The sequence below is a fragment of the Bifidobacterium moraviense genome, assembly GCF_012932365.1.
Taxonomy (GTDB): Bacteria; Actinomycetota; Actinomycetes; order Actinomycetales; family Bifidobacteriaceae; genus Bifidobacterium; species Bifidobacterium moraviense.
In genome coordinates this window covers 1-18,774 of record NZ_JAAIIH010000011.1, presented here as the reverse complement: position 1 = coordinate 18,774, position 18,774 = coordinate 1, and the positions used below count along the sequence as shown (strand labels likewise).

Annotated in this window: 8 protein-coding genes; 6 read left to right on the top strand and 2 right to left on the bottom strand. The window is 65.3% G+C overall.

The window, feature by feature from the left end:
- Window positions 1-5: 5 nt before the first annotated feature.
- On the top strand, window positions 6-2,174 hold the full coding sequence (locus tag G1C96_RS07175) for a DUF7657 domain-containing protein (RefSeq protein WP_169275914.1): 2,169 nt from the start codon (window positions 6-8) through the stop codon (window positions 2,172-2,174).
- 83 nt (window positions 2,175-2,257) lie between these two features.
- On the opposite strand, the gene G1C96_RS07170 is transcribed toward G1C96_RS07175, so the two are convergent.
- The gene (locus tag G1C96_RS07170; RefSeq protein WP_169275913.1) at window positions 2,258-5,341 is read right to left on the bottom strand and encodes a DUF4422 domain-containing protein; all 3,084 of its coding nucleotides are present in this window, start codon (window positions 5,339-5,341) and stop codon (window positions 2,258-2,260) included.
- Window positions 5,342-5,546: 205 nt separating this feature from the next.
- Between G1C96_RS07170 and G1C96_RS07165 the strand changes: the two genes are divergently transcribed.
- The 3 genes from G1C96_RS07165 to G1C96_RS07155 all read left to right on the top strand — a co-directional run bounded on the left by G1C96_RS07165 (window position 5,547) and on the right by G1C96_RS07155 (window position 13,478).
- Window positions 5,547-8,108, top strand: a complete 2,562-nt coding sequence (locus tag G1C96_RS07165) for a glycosyltransferase family 2 protein (protein WP_169275912.1) — start codon at window positions 5,547-5,549, stop codon at window positions 8,106-8,108.
- A gap of 526 nt (window positions 8,109-8,634) precedes the next feature.
- On the top strand, window positions 8,635-10,857 hold the full coding sequence (locus G1C96_RS07160) for an InlB B-repeat-containing protein (RefSeq protein ID WP_169275911.1): 2,223 nt from the start codon (window positions 8,635-8,637) through the stop codon (window positions 10,855-10,857).
- A 191-nt stretch (window positions 10,858-11,048) separates the two neighbouring features.
- A complete protein-coding gene (locus G1C96_RS07155) occupies window positions 11,049-13,478 on the top strand; it encodes a glycosyltransferase family 2 protein (protein WP_169275910.1) in 2,430 nt (809 codons plus the stop codon).
- Window positions 13,479-13,619: 141 nt separating this feature from the next.
- Here the strand turns inward: G1C96_RS07155 and G1C96_RS07150 are convergent, their stop codons facing one another.
- Window positions 13,620-15,857, bottom strand: coding sequence for a hypothetical protein (locus G1C96_RS07150; protein WP_169275909.1), 2,238 nt, complete (start codon window positions 15,855-15,857; stop codon window positions 13,620-13,622).
- Window positions 15,858-16,211: 354 nt separating this feature from the next.
- Between G1C96_RS07150 and G1C96_RS07145 the strand changes: the two genes are divergently transcribed.
- Window positions 16,212-17,570 carry an RNA-binding domain-containing protein gene (locus G1C96_RS07145; RefSeq protein WP_169275908.1) on the top strand — a complete coding sequence of 453 codons (1,359 nt, stop codon included), beginning with the start codon at window positions 16,212-16,214 and terminating at the stop codon, window positions 17,568-17,570.
- 134 nt (window positions 17,571-17,704) lie between these two features.
- A partial coding sequence (locus G1C96_RS07140; RefSeq protein ID WP_169275907.1) for a hypothetical protein occupies window positions 17,705-18,774 on the top strand: 1,070 nt, incomplete at its 3' end.

The following is an 18,774-nucleotide window of genomic DNA, read 5'->3' as shown; positions in this document are numbered from 1 at the left end:
AGAATATGATCGGTAAACATGCGCATATGACGCTTCGTATGGTCGATGCGTGTCGTTCCTTGGCGATGGCGGTTGCCGTCACGGCGTTTCTGGCGCTGTATCGGGTGCTGCCGCAGACTTTCGATGATAGTGGTTTGTTCTCGCTCCGGGCGTTCGCCGCTGCGTCCGTCGGTCTACTTTCCACCGTCAAAGGCGCAACGGTCACCCTTGTGATCGCTGTTGCGGTCTTCTCGGCCGTTCTGATCTGCCTGACGTACCCCAAGCGCAGCGGCGCATTCGTCTATCGGTACCGCTTCTGGATCGCGGCGTTGGTGGTTGCCGTCGGTACGTGCTGCTCGTTTTCCGGGTCCTCGATAGGTGCTTGGGGACAGAGTCTGCCGGGCGACTACACGCCGGGAATCGTCATGGGAACGCCGCGTGGATCCCGTACCGATGAGTGGGCGCTGTACACCCCCATGGCGATCGCGCAGTTCCTGGATCCGCAGGGTCGTTTCCCGTATTTCGGCGAGGTCTTCCGCGGTGTGCCCACCGACATGTTCGTCGTGTACGGTCAGCCCGTCTGGGACATCGCCATGGTCTTCCGTCCTTTCCAGTGGGGGTATCTGCTGTTTGGGCTGGATCACGGTTTGGCGTTCTTCTGGTGCGCTCGACTTGTGGCACTGTTCATGGCCACGTTCGAGTTCGGCATGATGCTGACGAACGGCGGCAAGCGGCTCTCGGTCGCGTTGGCCGCGCTGGTCGCTTGGGCCCCGGTCGTCCAGTGGTGGTTTGCGATCAACGCCTTCGTGGAGATGATCGTGTTCTCGGAGGTCGTCATTCTGTGCTTCCGCGCGATGTTCCTGACCGATTCTCTTCGTCGGAAGATCCTGTTGGCGGTGCCGCTGGTGCTCTGCTCCGGCGGATTCGCGCTGACGTTGTATCCCGCTTGGGAGATCCCCATGGCGTGGCTCACGGTCGCTCTGTTGACTGGCGTGCTGATTCGGGACCGTCGGATGCTGGCGTTCCGTGCGCGGAAGGACGTCCCCGTGTTGGTGTGTGCCGGCATCGTGCTTTGCGCAGGGTTGCTGCATGTCGTGTTTACTTCGAGGGATGCGATCAGCGCGATGATGAACACCGCCTACCCGGGCAAACGCATCGGGACTGGCGGAGATGTGACGCTGGATGTCTTCAGATATCCGATCAGCCTGTTCCTGCCTTACATGGGTAATGGCGCCCAGCTCAGCACCACGCTGCAGGAAGTGGGGACGAGCTTCTTCGATTTCTTCCCGCTTGGCCTGCTGATGGCCGCATGGCTGTTGTTCGGACGCCGCGTACGTGATGAGCTGCTCATTGCGCTCACGTTGATCACGGTGTTGCTCGGCGTGTATTGCTTTGTCGGATTCCCTTCGTGGCTGGCCAAGGCGACGCTGATGAGCTATTCAAGCGGAGGCCGGACGATAGTCGTGTTCGCATTGGCGAACCTGTTGCTGCTGTTCCGTGCTCTTACGCTGTGGTCCGCGCCGGGCGATGGCAGGGAACGTGCATGGAGGGTCGTCGTCGCCGTTGCGCTGGCCGTTGGCGTGGCGTTGTGCGTGCGGCATGTCGAGCCGCGATATCTGGGTTGGCTGAAGACGCTGCTGATCGTGATGGTGCTGGCTGCGGCGATGATCGTGATGCTGCTGCGCCGGGATCGTCTGATCGTGGCGGCATGCGTCTGCATAGCCGTGGTCTGCGGCGTTGCGGTGAATCCCGTCCAACGTGGCACCGCCGTGGCGACGGACAACCCCGTCGTGGCGCAGGTGCGCAGGATCGTGGAACAGGATCCCTCCGCCCGGTGGTTCTCCGCCGTGGGCTGGCAGTCGAACGTCACCACATTGGCTGGAGCGAAGACCATCAATGCCACCAACACGTATCCGAATCCGGATCTGTGGGCGGTGCTGGATCCGGACGGCTCAGACAATGAGGTATGGAACCGCTATGCCCATCTCCACGCTACGGTGACGTCTGAGGATTCCTCGTTCCAACTGCTGAATCCGGATATGATCCAGCTGAACGTCGATGTTGCGGACCTCATGAAGCTGGACGTCGGATACGTGCTGACCAACGACGACGGCAGTGCGTCCGCGCTGGAGAGCAGCGGAAAGTACGCGATAATCGACAATGTTGAGGGATACAGGATATACAAGGTTCAATAGTTGTCGCTCAATGACTGGGCCGGGCTCATCATTCCGATGAGTCCGGCCCAGTCGTGTTGTCTGCGGCGTCTATCGCGCCGCCGCTACTTCCGTCCGCGCACCGCGCGTCCCACGGCCTTGAGCGCCTCGCGCCTGCGGGAGCCGATCGGGGCGATCGGGTCGATCACCTTGCGCAGCGGGCTGGTTTCGCCCACGGCGCGGTCGTGCCTCGGCCGGGCCTGCGCGGCCACTTCGGCAGCCACCTGGCGGGCGGTCTCCTCGGCGCGCTGCGCGGCTGCCTGCGCCACGCGCTGCATGAGCATCTCGTAGAACGGCGTCTCGCGCGCGTAGCTCCAGTACACGTCCGCGAAGTCGCAGTCGGGCTTGGTCCACGGCTTCTCGAAGCCCGCGTAGTGGATGATCTGCGGATCGCGGCGCGACTCCATGTAGGCGTCGTATGCGGCGTTGGGCGCGTAGCTGAACACGTTGGCCACGCGGTTCGCGCAGTCGTGCATCACGTTCCAGTTCCACGGCAGGTAGGTCACGCGGCCCTCGCAGTGCACGTTGAGCACGTCCTGGTCGTTGTAGATGTAGCTCGGCTCGGAGGCGTACTCCAGCCACTGCTTCACGGTGTACGCGCGGCGCATGGCGGCGGTGTTGAGCACCAGCACGCCGGCCTGGAAGTAGCCGTACGGGCGCTTCATGCCGAGCGTCTCGCGCGTGTACTTCATGCGGATGCCGTCGTTCATGTTGAGGTTGCCCAGGTAGTCCACGTCGTGCACGGCGGCCAGCAGGTTGTCGCCGAGCTCGGTGTCGAACAGCTGTGCGATGTCGCCGCGGATCACGATGTCGGAGTCGAGGTACAGCACCTTGCCGTAGAACGGCAGCGCCTTCTGGATGAGGAAGCGGTAGTAGGTCTCGATGCTGATGTGCGCGTTGCTGGTGGTGAGGTTGTATCCGGCGATCTCGCGCTTCACGTCCGCGAAGCGCAGCGTCATGTTGTCGAAGCGCTCGGCGAAGAACCGGCGCATGGTCTCCTGGCGCTCCCACGCGATGTCCTTCTGCAGCACGGTCACGTCGTAGTAGCGGTCTGGCGAGGCGTTCCGCATGGCCGAGTAGATGGTGGTGGTGAGCTGCGCCACGTAGTTGTTGTCCGCGGCGAACACCACGGGCACGATCGGCCTGCCGTCCACCACGGCCGGGCTGAGCGGCTCCAGCACGGGCGCCGGGTCCGGGTTGGTGAAGTGCACGCACTGCAGTTCCTTGGTCTTCAGCTCCGGCGTGGTGCGCTTGAGGTGCATGAGCCAGATGTTGAACAGACGCTCGGAGAGGTGACCGGGCGTGCGCAGCGCCTCCTTGCTGTACGAGGCCATGTCTGTGGTGCGCTCGAACTCCTCGAGGATCGGGAACATCCACTCGCAGTAGGCGAAGAACAGCTCCTTGCGCATGATGTACATGTTGCAGAAGCAGGACGTGTTGCCGTCCAGGAACGCGTCCGCGTCCTCCTTGTAGTCCGGGTGCATGGCGCACAGGATGTCGTACACGTGGCGCAGGTCCCTGAGGTGCAGCTTGGGTGCGGCGGCGTACAGCTTCTTCGGGGTGCCGTGGTTGTCGATCACCTCGCGCAGGTCCTTGATGCCGGTGGTGATGACGTCCCAGCCTTCGATGGCCTTCGTCATCGTCGCGTCGTCCAGGCCGTACTCCTTGGCCGCGGCGGCGTCGATGTAGTCGTCCATCACCTCGCCGTACGGGTTCTCCTCGTGCTCGGTGGCGGAGAAGTCGAAGTAGCGGCGGTAGTGGCAGAAGCCGTAGTAGTCGGCGTCCACGTTCTTCCACGCCCAGTACTGCGTGGTCAGCTCGCAGTACATGGGGTTCTTGACGGAGATGTTCTCCCCGTCGTCGTCGTGGAACGCGGTCCTGAACCGGGAGTTCGGGTCCTTGAGGCCGCCGCCCACCTGCACCGGCTGCAGGATCCTGCTCCTGGGCATGTCCACGGGCTTGTGCGTGGTCACGAAGATGCGGATCCGCTGCGCGTTCCAGTCGGCGATGGTGCGGTCGGACTCGAACTCGCTCAGGTGCAGTTCGGCGTCGTGCTTCATCCTGGCGTAGCGCTCGTCGGTGGTGAAGTCGTCGTAGGCGGGGTACAGGCCGGCGATCAGCGTGCGGTAGCGTTCGATCGCCTCGTCGTCCTTCGCTGGCACGGTGCCGTCCTCGCGGTAGTGCTGCAGCGCGTCGTAGGCGGCATCGCGCAGGAAGCGGTACAGTTCCGTGGCCACCAGCGTGTCGTTCCACGAGTCGCGCACGATGCCCAGCGCCTCGGCCTTGTGTGCCGCGTCGATGTGGTCCTGCCACTCGTTCATGGTGTTCGCGATGAGCTTGGCGCACAGCTCCTTGCGCGCGGTGTGCGCCGCCTCGGTGTTGCAGTGGTCGTGCACGTAGCGGTCCACCAGCTCCAGCGCCTTGGCGTCCTGATCGCTGATGTCCTTGAACGTCCTGAGCGTCAGCGTGTCGCCCAGCGTGACGCCGCGTCCCAGATGATAGACGTACCACTGTGCGTCGGCCAGCGCGCGGTAGCTGCTGGCATGCGCGGCGACGGCGAAGTAGATGTAGGCGTCGTCCGGACGGGTCAGGCGTTCGTGCGCCAGATCGGCCACGGCGGCGCGCAGCATGTCGCCGCGGTACAGCTTGTGGTGCACGTTCCAGTCGTAGCCGTCGTCGGAGAACACGGTGGTGAGGATGTCGTCGCCGGAGAGTTCGCGAGGCTTGGGGTTCATGTACTCGGTCATGCCCTGCGCGGCGCCTGCGGCGAGGTCGTTGGCGGCGTCTACCTTCACGCCGAAGTGCAGGATGTCCACCGGCTTGCGCGTCATCTCGTCCATGAGCTTGGCGCAGGCGTCCGGTTCGAGTTCGTCGTCCTGATCCATGAACGTCACGTAGTCGCCGGTGGTCTGCAGCGCGCCGGTGACGCGGGCCACCAGCGTGCCCTGATTGGTCGGCTGGTCGATGAGCCGGATGCGGGAGTCCTGCGCGGCCAGTTCGGCCACGGCGTCATGGGTGTTGTCCGGGCTGCAGTCGTTGACCACCACGATCTCGATGTCCTCGAAGGTCTGCTGCCGCAGCTTGTTCAGGCACGCAGCGAGATAGTCGGCTTTGTTGTACGCGGGAATGACGATGGAGATCGCAGGCATGAACACCGTACCTCTGTGAAGTGGGACGTAATGGGCTGCTAACAGTCTAGTGGGTGACCGGTCAACTCTCCAATCTCGCACGATGCTCGCCCGATTCGGCTTCGCGTGCGACGTCGTTGGGTCGGTCGCATACACTAGGGCTTCGATACCGCGGCTACGACACGTGGCTGAACGACAACATGATGCGGAAGGTCAGGACAGGCAAGTGAGCGAATCGTGCTACGCGATCGAAGGCATGTGCCGCGGCGACGGCAAGATCTACTACAAGCTGCGCATCGACGCCGCGCGTGCGGGACTGAACGCGAACGATGCCGACGCGCTGTGCGCCGCGGCAGTCACGTCCGCGGGCGTGACCATTCCGTGCGCGGTGTACCGCATCGGCTTCCCCGGCGAGGACGCCGCGGCGGCGCGTGCGGCGGGCGACGATGCGGCCGGCGCTGCGACTGACGGCACCGCTTCCGCGCTCACCTGCGTGGTCGCCGTGCCCATGCTCGACGGCACGAACCTCGCCGTCACGCTCACCGCGCCCGCCGGCGCGTCGGACGCGAATGCCCGGCCGGTCACGGTCGCCGCGTTCCCCGTCAAACCGCTGCACTCCAAGATCACCTCGCGCCTCACGTACCGCCGGCACCCCGAGATCGCCGCGCAGATCCGCGGCATCGACCAGCGCCGCCTCTCCGGCGCACCTTATATATATGTCACCGGTATCTTCCCTTCGGACGATCCCGGCAGCGTGGTCATCCGCCTCCACGCCACGTTCCCGTACCGTGAGGACGCCACGTACGCGGTGCAGGTGGTGGACGCCTCCGGGCACGAGGTGGACGCGCATCCGCTCGTGCTGGAGCACGGCACCAGCAGGCACCGCGCCGACGCACGCGTGCGCCTGCGCGAGCTCTCGTACTCCCTGCGCGTCCCCGCCGGCATGAAGGCGCTGTGCGTGAGCGTGCGCGAGGAAGGCGCCGAGCATGATGCCGCGCCCGCCGCGAACTTCACCTGTCTCACCCCGCCCATGTTCGACGGCTTCCTTGGCGGCGCGCATGGCCTGCTGCAGCACGCCGCGCAGGACCCCGCCTACCCGCAGTGGCTGGAGAAGCACCGCGCCACGGCGAACGACGTGCGCCGCCAGCGTGACTTGGTCGCCTCGTGGGAGCACCCGCCGCTGATCGGCCTTGTGTGCGTGGTGCGCAACGACGCCGAGCGCGACCTGACGCGCGGACTGCTGCGCTCGCTGGTCGCGCAGTCGTACGGCAGGTACGAGCTGGCGCTGGTCACGCCCGCGGACGACGATCCGGCGCTGCGCGCGCTGGTGGGGGAGACGTTCGGCGCGGACGACGATCGCGTGCGCGTACTGAACGCGGACGGCGACGGCATCGCGGACTGGACGAATGCCGGCGTGTGCGCCGTGCAGGGCGACTACATCGGTTTCCTCACGCCGGACATGGTGCTGGAGCCGGACATGCTGTACCGCTACGCCGCGGCCGTGCTGCCCGGCGATGACGGCGATGCGGAGCCCGCGGACCTGCTCTACTGCGACGAGGACCGTCTGGTGGACGGTCGCTACGCGGACCCGCTGCTCAAGCCCGGTCTCAACCCGGATCTGCTGTACGCCGGGAACTATGTGGGTTCCGTGCTCATGGTGAGCCGCGGCGCGCTGGAGCGCATGGCGCTGCCGGATGCCGCCGTGGCGGACGCCTACACGTACGATCTGGCGCTGCAGGGCGCGGAGGGCGGCGCCGTGCGGCACGTGCCGTACGTGCTGGTGCATCGCCGCAGCGGTCGCGGCGGTGGCCAAGGCGCGCTGGAGGCGGGCCGCGTGGCGCTGGAGCGTCATTGGGCGCGCATGAAGGTGGACGCCACGGTGTCCGTGGACGAGTCGGCGGCCGGGGACGCGTCGGTCACGGCGCGCTACCGCACTGCGTACGCCCACGCGGAGGGCAAGGCGCCCAAGGTGAGCGTCGTCATCCCTACCAAGGACAACGTGCCGCTGCTCAGGACCTGCCTGGACGCCGTGTTCGCCAACACCGACTACCCGGATTTCGACGTGACCGTGGTGGAGAACAACAGCACGGAGCCGGAGACGTTCCGCTACTACGAGGAGCTGGAGGCGGACGACCGTCCCGTGCGCGTGGTGCGCTGGCCCGGCAAGGGCTTCAACTACTCGGCCATCTGCAACTACGGCGCCGCGCAGTGCGACGGCGAGCTGCTGCTGTTCCTCAACAACGACACCGAGGTGATCGAGCGCGGCTGGATGGCTTCCATGGCCGGGCTCTTCGCGCGTCCCGAGGTGGGCGTGGTGGGCGCGAAGCTGCTGTACCGCGACGGTCTGGTGCAGCACGGCGGCGTGTGGGTGGTGTCCGACGGGTGCGAGTACATCAACCAGAACTTCAACCGCGATGCCGCCGGGTACATGGGTACGCTGCGCTTCGCGTACGATGCCGCGGCCGTGACCGGCGCCTGCCAGATGATCCGCCGCTCGGTGTTCGAACGGATCGGCGGGTTCGACGAGGAGCTGGCCGTGGCGTTCAACGACGTGGACCTGTGCCTGCGCGCGGAGGACGAGGGCGTGCTCGCCGTGTTCGACCCGGACGCGCTGCTGTACCACAACGAGTACGGCACCCGCGGACGCGACGGCATGAACCCCAAGGGACGTGCGCGCATCATGGGCGAGGAGTCCCGCTTCCGTGCGCGCTGGGTGAACTTCCCGGAGGGTGAATTCATCGGCGCGAACCTGGTGCAGCGCGACGGACACTTCAAGCTGCAGTGGTGAGCGGCACGGCCTCGCTCCAGAACTGAGAATGCCCGGTAGCTGGCTGGCCAGCTACCGGGCATTCTCAGCACCGATGTCCCGATTATTGTGAAGAGTATGTTTGGCTACCGCCCTCCATGCTCAGCGCTGACTATACCCTAATGCGGGTACAAAGGGAAATCCGCGGTGGAATCGGTATGGGCGTTTCCTATATCCCGCTATCGGATGTAACACGCTGGAAACATACGGTCCGGTCGCCGGAAAACGGCGGGGGGGGGGCGTCTCCGCGGCCGTGGGCCCCGAGGCGGGCCGTATTTGGCGGCCGGCGCAGGCTTCGGCGTGTTTCCGCGATTCGCTACGCCACAGGCTCAAAACGACGTGATCATAAGCGCCGAACCTGAGAGAAACCTTGAAACCAACTCGGATGCGTGTCGCAAAGAGCTCCCGAAGTTGACAAATCTCCATGGGTAGGGGTAGAAAAGTTCATAGTCGGGATGGGGAGAGTCCCCAATGAAGACCCGATGTCCCTAGAAGAAAGGTTCCTGACATGACAGGAAACAACAAGGTGTGGCGCGCGTCGCTGGCCGGCCTGGCGTCGGTGGCCATGCTCGCCACGATGGGCGTGGTGGCCGGCACGGCCAACGCCGCGACGACCCCGGATGTTGCTGATCCGAAGGTCACGTTCGTTTACAACGGCAAGACTTATGGCACTCAGGAAGTCACTTACGGCGATTCCCTCGTGGACGCGCTCGCGGGCATTGTCAAGACGCCTAGCGATGCTGATATTGTCGCTTCTGGTTCTGCCGCCCCGTCCGGTAAGTTCATCGGTTACTACGGAGAGGACGGACAGCCGTTCGATTTCACCGCTCCGCTGACCGCTAACACCAAGGTCGTGGCGAAGTACGCCGACGACGTCGACGTGGTCGCGGTCACCTTCGAGGGCGACTACGGCTTCTACCCGCTGGGTGACGCCACCGGCTACGTGCTGAAGGGCTCCACCCTTGACGCCCGTCAGGCCCCGACCGACAAGGCCGACGGCCAGCTGACCACCGCCTGGTCCGTGGAGGGCGCCGGCGTGGACACCACGAAGATCGCCGACGGCACCGTCGACGCGCTCGACAAGATCGCCGTGACCCGTCCGAAGGATGGCGCCGCGACCGTCACGGTCAAGGCCAAGGAGTTTGCCTCCGATGTCAAGACCCTGCGCTTCAACGGCAAGTCCGGCACCGGTCTCGCTAGCACCTCTTACGCGCTGAACGCGTACGCCGATGGTGCCAATGACGACGACCTGCTGGTCGACACCACCGCCAACTCCTACGCCGCGCCGACGATCATCACGCCGACTGCGGACCCCACGGACTCGACCAAGGATAAGGTCACGTTCGGCGCTTGGATCAACGAGCCGGGCACCAAGCACTCCACCAAGGTCGGCGAGGACATCGCCAACGTCAAGGACGGCGACACCTTCGAGATCGATGAGGCCTCCGTCGTCAAGTACGTCGTGGTGAAGTTCGATTCCAAGGGCGGCACCTCCGTCGCCGGTGAGCGCGTCCTGATGGATCAGGGCAACGGCACCTACGGCTTCGCCAAGGAGCCGACCGCCCCGACCAAGGACGGCTACGTGTTCAAGGGCTGGGCGAACCCGAGCGGCAAGATCATCGACTGGACCGCGTCGAGCGATGCGGACAACAGCCCGCGAGTCAACTACACGAAGTCGGCGATCACTCTCACCGCCCAGTGGCAGGCCACGACCTCCGAGCTGAAGGTCACGTTCAGGGATGCCGACTACGACGGCAAGAACGCCGACGTGGCCGTGAAGGTCAACGGCAACGACTTCCTGTCCGAGGACCAGGCCCCGTCCTGGACCCGTGACGGCTACGTGCTCAAGGGCTGGACCTACAACGGCAACGACTTCGACTTCGACGCTCAGGTCGCTTCCGACGTGAACAGCGGTAACGACTTCGTGCTCACCCCTGTGTGGATCAAGGTTGAAGCCGACATCGTGCCCGCCGCTCTGAAGTACGTGCCCGCTGAGTCCAACAAGTACACCACCGGCCTGAACGTTGACGGTTACAAGGCGCTGTTCACCGCCGACTCCTGGAAGACCTACTCCGCCGCGTACACCAACGTGCGTAAGGAGTACGATCAGGCCGTATTCGCCTCTCAGGATGGTAAGGCCTCTGCCGAGACCGCTGCGAAGCTCGTCTCCGAGCTGAAGGACGCTTGGGAGAAGCTCGTCTTCGAGCACAACGGTGGCCAGGACGTCACCCTCGACGGCACGGCTGTGCACCGTCTGTTCAGCCCCACCCAGGGCGAGCACTTCTACTCCGCCGACCCGGCCGAGATCCTTATGCTCACCCAGAAGCTGACGACCGATGGCGGCTGGAACGACGAAGGCGTGCTCTTCTACACTGCTAAGAAGGGCGACCAGTACGCTGACGCGCTTGCTTCCTTCACTGAAGATACTAAGGCTCTGAAGGATGTCGTCACCCCGATCCTGACGGACTACGTCCGCTTCTTCAACCCGTCCACCGGCGACCACGTGTGGACCGTCGAGGGCGGCGATGAGTACAACGCGCTCAAGCCGCAGGATTCCTGGAATGAGGAGGGCGCCGCGTTCTACGCGCCGACCTTCACCGGCACCACCAAGGTCAACCGCCTCTACAACGGCGAGCTGAACCGTCACCTGCTGTCCGTGTCCGCCTCCGAGCAGGCCACGCTGCAGGGCACCGGCTGGACCGTCGAGGGTCTCGCGGTCAAGGGCATCTGATCCACGTCCGCATAGTCGGACAGCGATATAGACGCTAAAGCCTGAAGGGGTTCTTCCGGATAATTCCGGAAGAACCCCTTTGCGTTGTACCGAAGCGCCGACGACTCCGGCATGCGCTCACGGCATCCGGCGTGACCGGTACTCTGGAAAACATTCCAGACAGTCGGCGAACGGGGCAAGGAGAGCACGAGATGGCGTTTGCGTTGGAAGGCATGTGCAGGGGCAACGGCAGAGGGTACGTCAGGCTGTCCGCGCCGGGCGTCCGGGCGGAGGACCTGTACGCCAGAGCGGTCGCCGCCAACGGCGCCGAGATCGCGTGCGCGGTGTACCCGTTCGGCTTCCCCGCGGAGGATCCGGCCGCGGTGCGGCTTGACGGCGACGCGCATGCCGGGGACGGGACCGGCGTCGTGTCGTTCGTGGTAGCGGTGCCGTTGCTGGACGGCACCGATCTGGACGTGCGCCTGTACGGTCGGGGAACCCCGTCCAATGAGCCGCTGTTCTCGTTCCCGTTCAGTCCCCTGCGTTCCAAGGTGCGGTCGCGTCTGACGTACCGCTTCCACCCCGAGGAGGCCGCACGAATGCGCGACATCGACGAGCGCCGGCGGCATGAGGGGCTGCGCGTGTTCGTGCCGGGCATGTACCCGATCGGCGGCGGCGAGGTCTCGTGCCGTTTCGTGGTGCGCGACGAGTTCATCCCGAGCGCCGTGTACGACATCGCCGTGTACGACGGGGCCGCGAACCGGATCGGCGTCGAGCCGATCGTCATCGAGGACGCCGAGACCGCCTCGCACGACGATCCTCTCCTGCGGGACCGGGAACGTCTCTATTCGATCCGTCTGCCCGAGAGTGCCCGGACGGTGTGCATCAGCGTGACCCGTCGCGGGATCGACGGAGCCGTGGGGAACTTCGCGTGCCTCCTGCCGCCCGCCTACGAGGGGTACGTCAACGGCGCGCGGGACTACACGCGTAACGTGCATGCGGACGGCGCGTATCCCCAGTGGCTGGAGAAGCACCGCGCCTCGTACGGCGATCTGGAGGCGCAGCGCGTCGTGATCGCCGGTTGGAAACACAGGCCGCGCTTCAGCGTCGTCATGACCGCAGACGGCTCGCCGCACGCGGAGGACGCGGTGCGTTCGGTGCTCGCGCAGTCCTACCCGGACTTCGAGCTCGTCGTCGTGACTCCGGAAGACGGCGAGGCTCCCGCCGTGGTGCGCGACGATCCGCGCGTCCGCAGCGTGAAGGCCGACGGGAATGACGCGGCGGACCTCATCACCGCCGGCGTATGCGTGGCCGAGGGCGACTACGTGGCGTTTCTGGGGTGCGGCGACGTGCTGGAGCCGGATGCCCTGTACCGGTTCGCTGCCGAGCTGGCTGACCATCCCGATGCGGACCTGCTGTACTGCGACGAGGACGTGCTGGATGCCGGCACGTACCGGGATCCGCTGTTCAAGCCCGGTTTCAACCGGGATCTGATGTATTCGTACGACTACATGGGACGCATGACGGTGGTGAGCCGCCATGCGCTGGATCATATCGATCTGCCGGGTGGCGAGATCACGCCCGCGTACGGGTACGACCTGCGGCTGCGTGCCATGGAGGTCGCGCGCGAGGTGCGCGGTGTGCCCTTCATGCTCTGCCACCGCCGTGCCGGGACCGGTACCACGGACGAGGCCGCGCGCGGCGAGGCCGGGCGTCGCGCGCTTGCCGCGCACTTCGAGAGGACCGGCGTGAGGGCTGACGTGCGGGAGACCGGCGCATGCCGGTACCGGACCACGTACGCGTTTGACCATGAGCCGAAGGTCAGCATCGTGATCCCCACCAAGGACCACGCGGACGTGCTCGCCAACTGCGTGCGGTCCGTGCTGGAGAGGACCGAATACGCGAACTACGACGTCACGTTGGTGGAGAACAACAGCACGGAGCCGGAGACGTTCGCCTACTACGAGCGGATCCGGAAGGAATCGGACCGTGTCCGCGTGGTCACGTGGAAGGGGCGCGGGTTCAACTACTCCGCGATCTGCAACTACGGTGCCGCGCACACCGATGGGGAGATCGTCCTGTTCCTCAACAACGACACCGAGGTGGTGGCTCCCGGCTGGCTGGGGTCGATGGTGAACTTCATGGCGCGGGGCGACGTAGGCATGGTCGGCGCGAAGCTCGTGTGCCATGACGGCATCGTGCAGCATGGCGGCATCTGGGTGGGCGACAACCTGTGCGGGTACCTGGGCTACGATCTCGCGGTCGACGATCCCGGCTACATGGACACCATGCGTCTGCCGTGGGACGTGGCGGCGGTGACCGGCGCGTGCCAGATGGTGCGTCGCGCCGTGTTCGACGAGGTGGGTGGATTCGACGAGAAGCTCGCCGTGGTGCTCAATGATGTGGACCTCGCCCTCAAAGTGGGGCAGGCGGGTTATCTGGTGGTCTACGAGCCGGACGCCGTGCTGTACCACAACGAGTTCACCAGTCGCGGACGTGACGAGAGGGATCCCGCGAAACGGCGTCGTTCCGCGGGCGAGTACGAGCGGTTCCGCATGCGCTGGAACGCGACCGTCGAGAAGGGGCGGTTCATCAACGCGAACCTGAACCAGCACGACGGCAACTTCAAGCTTACGTGGTGAGAACGGCATGTTAGCGGCCGAAAGAAGCTGACCGCAGCCGTCCGGACCAGAGTCCGGAAACGCGGAAAGGGGTCTCCCGGATGATTCCGGGAGACCCCTTGGGCTCTATTCGGATCAGATATCCGTTATGCGGATTCTAGATCAGATGCCCTTGAAGGCGTAGCCGTTACCCTCGAGCTTCCAGCCGTTCTGGACCAGACCGGCCTGCTCGGACGCGGAGCTGGAGAACAGGTGGCGGTTGGTGCCCTCGTTGTAGTAGCGGGACACCTCCTGGGTGCCGTTGAAGGACGGGACGTAGAACGCCGTGCCCTCGCGGTTCCACTCGGCGTTGGCCTTGAGGTTCGTGTCCTCCTCGCCGCCGGCGACGGTGTACACGTGGTCACCGGTGCCCGGGTTGAAGAAGCGCACGTACTCGGTCACGATCGCCTCGATGCCGGCCGGAGCGTCAGCGTACGCGTCGGAGGTGCCGTAGAACATCACGCCGTTGTCCTGCCAGCCGCTGTTGGTGTACTGGGTGGAGGTCAGCTTGCCGATCTCGTTGGCGTCGTTGGAGTAGAAGTGCCTGTTCAGAGCGCCGTTGTAGAGACGGTGCACGCCCTGCAGCTTGCCCTGGGCGTCGTACTCGGCGCCGCCGTTGTGCTTGAACTGCAGCTTCTGGAGCGCGGCGTTCAGATCGTTGATGATCGCGGCGGAGGCTTCCTCGGTGGCGGTGGTGTTCGGGTTGTTGTACACGTCGGTCGCGTACTTCTCCACGGCAGCCTTGTACGCGGTCTCGTACGCGGCGAAAGTATCGTCGGTGAAGTCAGAACCGTCGTTGGCAGTGCCGGTCGCGGCCTCGCCAAGCGCGTTCTGGTAGAAGTCAGCCTGGGACTTCGGAACGATGTAGTTCAGGGCGGCCTTGGCCTTGTCGGCGGTGGCGCGCTCCCAGTTGGCGGTCAGCGTGAAGTCGCCCTTGGCGTCGGTCAGCCACTCGGTGAAGTCGTACTCCTCGCCGGTGTCCTGGGTGCCGTTGTTGTTCCTGTCGACGAACCAGCCGTCCAGCGTGTAGCCGGCGCGGGTCCAAGCCGGGGCCTGGGACTTCTCGAGCGTGCCCGGAACGGTCACCTCGACCTTGACGTCCTTCTGGGAGCCGTTGTAGTTCTTGTCGCGGAAGGTGACCACGAGCTTGGTGTCACGGTTGGTGAACACCGGGTAGAACGTGACGTTGGAGGTCAGCGGCAGGCTCTGGAACAGCGGCCAGGTGCCGTCGCTCTCGGCCTGGATCAGCTTGTCGCCGAACGGGGCGGCGGCGTCCACGGCCTTCCAGCCGGCGAACTTGAAGCCGTCCTTCGTCGGGTTGTCCTCGGGCACGGTCACGAAGTAGGAGCCCTTGTCGTTCTTGGTGGCATCCGTGGTCTTCCACACGGCGCCGTCCTGGTCGGCAAGGAACGTGGCCACGTAGCCCTTGGTCACGCCGGCGTCGCCCTTGGTGGGGACGAGCGTGGTATCGGAGGCCACGGTCAGCTTGTTGCCGACGACCGCGTTGTTGTGGGAGGTATCAGTCCAAGACGTCACGGTCTGGTTGGCCTCGCCGGTCTGCGGGAAGGTGAACCAATCCGGAACGGTGTACTCGGTGTTGTAGGCGACATCCGCGATGAGCGTGGTGTCCTTGGTGCCATCGGCCTTGGCGCCCTTCACATAGCCGTACTGAGCCTTGGTGAGACCGTTCAGAGTCACCGCGTAAGCCTCTTCGGTCTGCGGAGTCTGGAAGGTGACGGTCAGCTGGGAGACGGTCACGTTGGAGCCGGTCACCGTGGCCAGATCGGCCGCGGCCTTGGTCTGCTTGTTGGTGTCCACGGAGGTGGTGTACACGTAGTCGGTCACCAGCTTGCGGTTCGGCGCATCGACCGGGAGCAGCGTGGCGGGGATGTTCTGGTCCTTGGCCACGTAGAACTTCGCGGTACCGGCGGGCAGCTTCACTTCGGATGCCGCGGCGGTGAAGTCGAGCAGCGCGAGGTTGCTCTTGTTGGAGCCGTCGGTGTAGCCGGAGGTCAGCCACAGCGGCTTGACGGTGACCTTACCGGTCACCGGGGCGGTCCAGTCCACCGGGGTGGTGCCGTCGACGGTCCAGCCGCCGAAGTACTTGCCGTCCTTCGTGCTGTTTGCGTCGATGCCGGCCGGAGTGACGCCGTAACCGCCAACCAGATCGGCCAGAGACTCGCCCTTGTAACCGTCAAGAGTCGCATCAGCAAGCGTGGAGCCCTCGAACGTGACCAGATCGGTCACCTGCTGCGCCGTATCCTCGGCAGCGCTGGCGGCGCTCACGCCCATCGTGGCGAGCATGGCCACCGACGCCAGGCCGGCCAGCGACGCGCGCCACACCTTGTTGTTTCCTGTCATGTCAGGAACCTTTCTTCTAGGGACAGGAGACAGTCCCTGTGGCAGGAAGCGACTGGATGCAAGGAAAGAGGCCGGCGGGAACCGGCGCGGTCGACCGATGGGACGAAGGACGTTCCCTATTCGGTCATCACGGGCGTCGTGGCCGAGCCATAGTTCCGCCGGAGGGCGTATCCGGTCACGCGACGCGATCGGAGATACGACGCGGCAGAAAGACGCGGGATCCATCCCTGTCCTCCCATGGGTTCCCGTCTCCGGTGAGATTCCCGCCGCTTCTGCCATTTTCTGCTACTTTTCTGCCACTGGTGGTAGAAAAGTAGCAGAAAATGGCAGAAGGCAGTCGAGAGAGGGCAGGACATGGACCGCGAGGGACAGCATCTCGAGTTCAAGCTCGATTGGAACGACAACGCGAAGAAGACCGCGGTCGCGTTCGCGAACTCCGGCGGCGGCACGATCCTGATCGGCGTGGACGACGACGGCCACACCATCGGTGTAAAGGACCCGGACTCGGTGATGCTGCGCGCGATGCAGGCCATCGACGGCGGCATCAGACCGGATCTGGCCCGTTTCGCGGACATCCACGCCGACGTGCGCGACGGGAGGACCGTCGTGGCGGTGGACGTGAAGCCCGGCACGGAACGCCCGTACTATCTGAGCGACAAGGGGCCGCGGCCGGCCGGCGTGTACGTCCGGCTCGGGGCGGGCTCGATCCCCGCCACGGAGGCCGCGATCCTGGCGATGATCCGCGGCTCCGCGCGCCTGTCGTTCGAGGAGTCGCCGTCCGTGGAGCAGGACCTCACGTTCGGCGCGGCCGGGGAAGCGTTCCGGGAGGCGGGCGTGGCGTTCGGCCCCGCGGCCATGAGGACGCTGAAGATGACCGTCGCGGACGGCGCGTACACGAATCTGGGCTGGCTGCTGTCGGACCAGTGCACGGCGCAGATCAAGACGGCGGTGTTCGAGGGGACGGACAAGCGCACGTTCAACGCGCGCGCGGAGTTCTCGGGCTCCCTGCTCGCCCAGTTCCGGGCCGTGGCCGAATGGGTGGGCCGGTACAACTCCACGCGCTCCACGTTCGACGCGTCGCTGCGGCGGGTGGACGAGCGCGACTACGCGCCGGCGGTGGTGCGCGAGGCGCTGCTGAACATGGTCGTGCACCGTGACTACTCGTTCGCCGGGCCGGCGCTGGTCAGCGTGTTCGACGACCGGATGGAGTTCGTGAACTTCGGCGGTCTGCCCGCCGGCATGACCGAGCGGGACATGATGCTCGGCACGTCCCTGCAGCGCAACCCGAACCTCGCCGCCGTGCTGTACCGGCTCGGCTGGGTGGAGGCATACGGCACCGGCGTGCCCCGGATCATCGACGACTACAGGGGCGAGAGCGAGCAGCCCCGGTTCGAGATCAGCGACAACGCGTTCCGTCTCGTCCTGCCCTCGCACAATCCCACGGCCCGGCCCGGCGGAGAGGACGCGGGGAAAGCCGCCGGCATCGGAAACATGTCCGAGCCGGAACCCGCAACGGTTCCCGGTTCGAACCGGGATGCCGCGGTTGCGCTCGTCTCCAGACCGGGCGGCGCCACGCGCGCGGACGTGGAGCGGGCCACGGGGCTGACGCGATCCGGCGCCGGCAGACTGCTCAGGGAACTGGTCGCGAGCGGAGCCGCCGTGAAACGGGGCGAGGGGCGCGGCACGAGATACGTCGCGGGGGAAACGCGCTGACCATCTCCCCGTTTGGCCCATGAGACCGACGGCCATCCGCGGGCGCAGCCGCGGCAAGCGACATGCGGGCCTGTCCCGTTCTTCTTTCGCCATTCGTCTTGTTGTCTCCTGTCCCTAGAAGAAAGGTTCCTGACATGACAGGAAACAACAAGGTGTGGCGCGCGTCGCTGGCCGGCCTGGCGTCGGTGGCCATGCTCGCCACGATGGGCGTGAGCGCCGCGAACGCCGCTGCGCAGGCCGCGGACTTCACGGTCACGTTCAAGGATGGCAATACGACCGTCAAGACGACTAATGCTGGCTACAGGGGCGAGTCCCTGGCTGACCTGAACGAGGGCTACGGCGTCGCGGTCACGAACACTGAGAAGACCGTCGACGGCGTCACCTACTACTTCGGTGGTTGGACCATTGATGGCACCACCCCGGTCGACTGGAACGCGGCAGTTAACGCCTCCCCGTCTACCAATAACGTCGACGTCAAGGCGCTGTGGCTGACCTCCGGCTACACCAATGACGCCAGCAAGAGCAACCTCGCGGAGCTCGACTTCTCTCAGGCCGGACTGACGGGCAAGGTCCAGTTCCCCGCCGGTACCGAGAAGTTCTACGTGGCCAAGGATCAGAACATCCCCGCCACGCTGCTCCCGGTCGACATCGCCGACCGCAGCCTGATCACCGACTACGTATACACCACCTCCGCGGACCCCAACGAGCAGACCAAGGCCGCGGCCGATCTGGCCACCGTGACCGGTTCCAACGTGACCGTCTCCCAGCTGACCGTCACCTTCGCCGCTCCGAAGACCAAGGATGCCTATCAGGTGCTCGTGGACGGCTCCGACAAAGCCCAGTACGGCTTTGTGAAGGGCGCCAAGGCCGACGGTACCGTGAACGACAAGCTCGGCGTGGATGTTGAGCCCGGCGCCGCGTTCACCGTTCCGGATTGGTTCACCATTCCGCAGACCGGTGAGGCCAACCAGACCGTGACGTCCTGGAAGCTCAAGGCCAACAATGCGGTCGTCGGCACCAAGGTGGACGCCGTGAACGCTGATCTGACGCTCACGCCCGCCTCCGATGGTGTGACCAAGGGCTTCGTGACCACGTTCCTGGGTGCCGATGGCTCCGTGTGGAAGACCACGGACGCGGCCAAGAACGACAAGGGCTCCTACTTCGTGGTCGCCCCCGAGGGCAACCCCACGAAGGACGGCTTCAA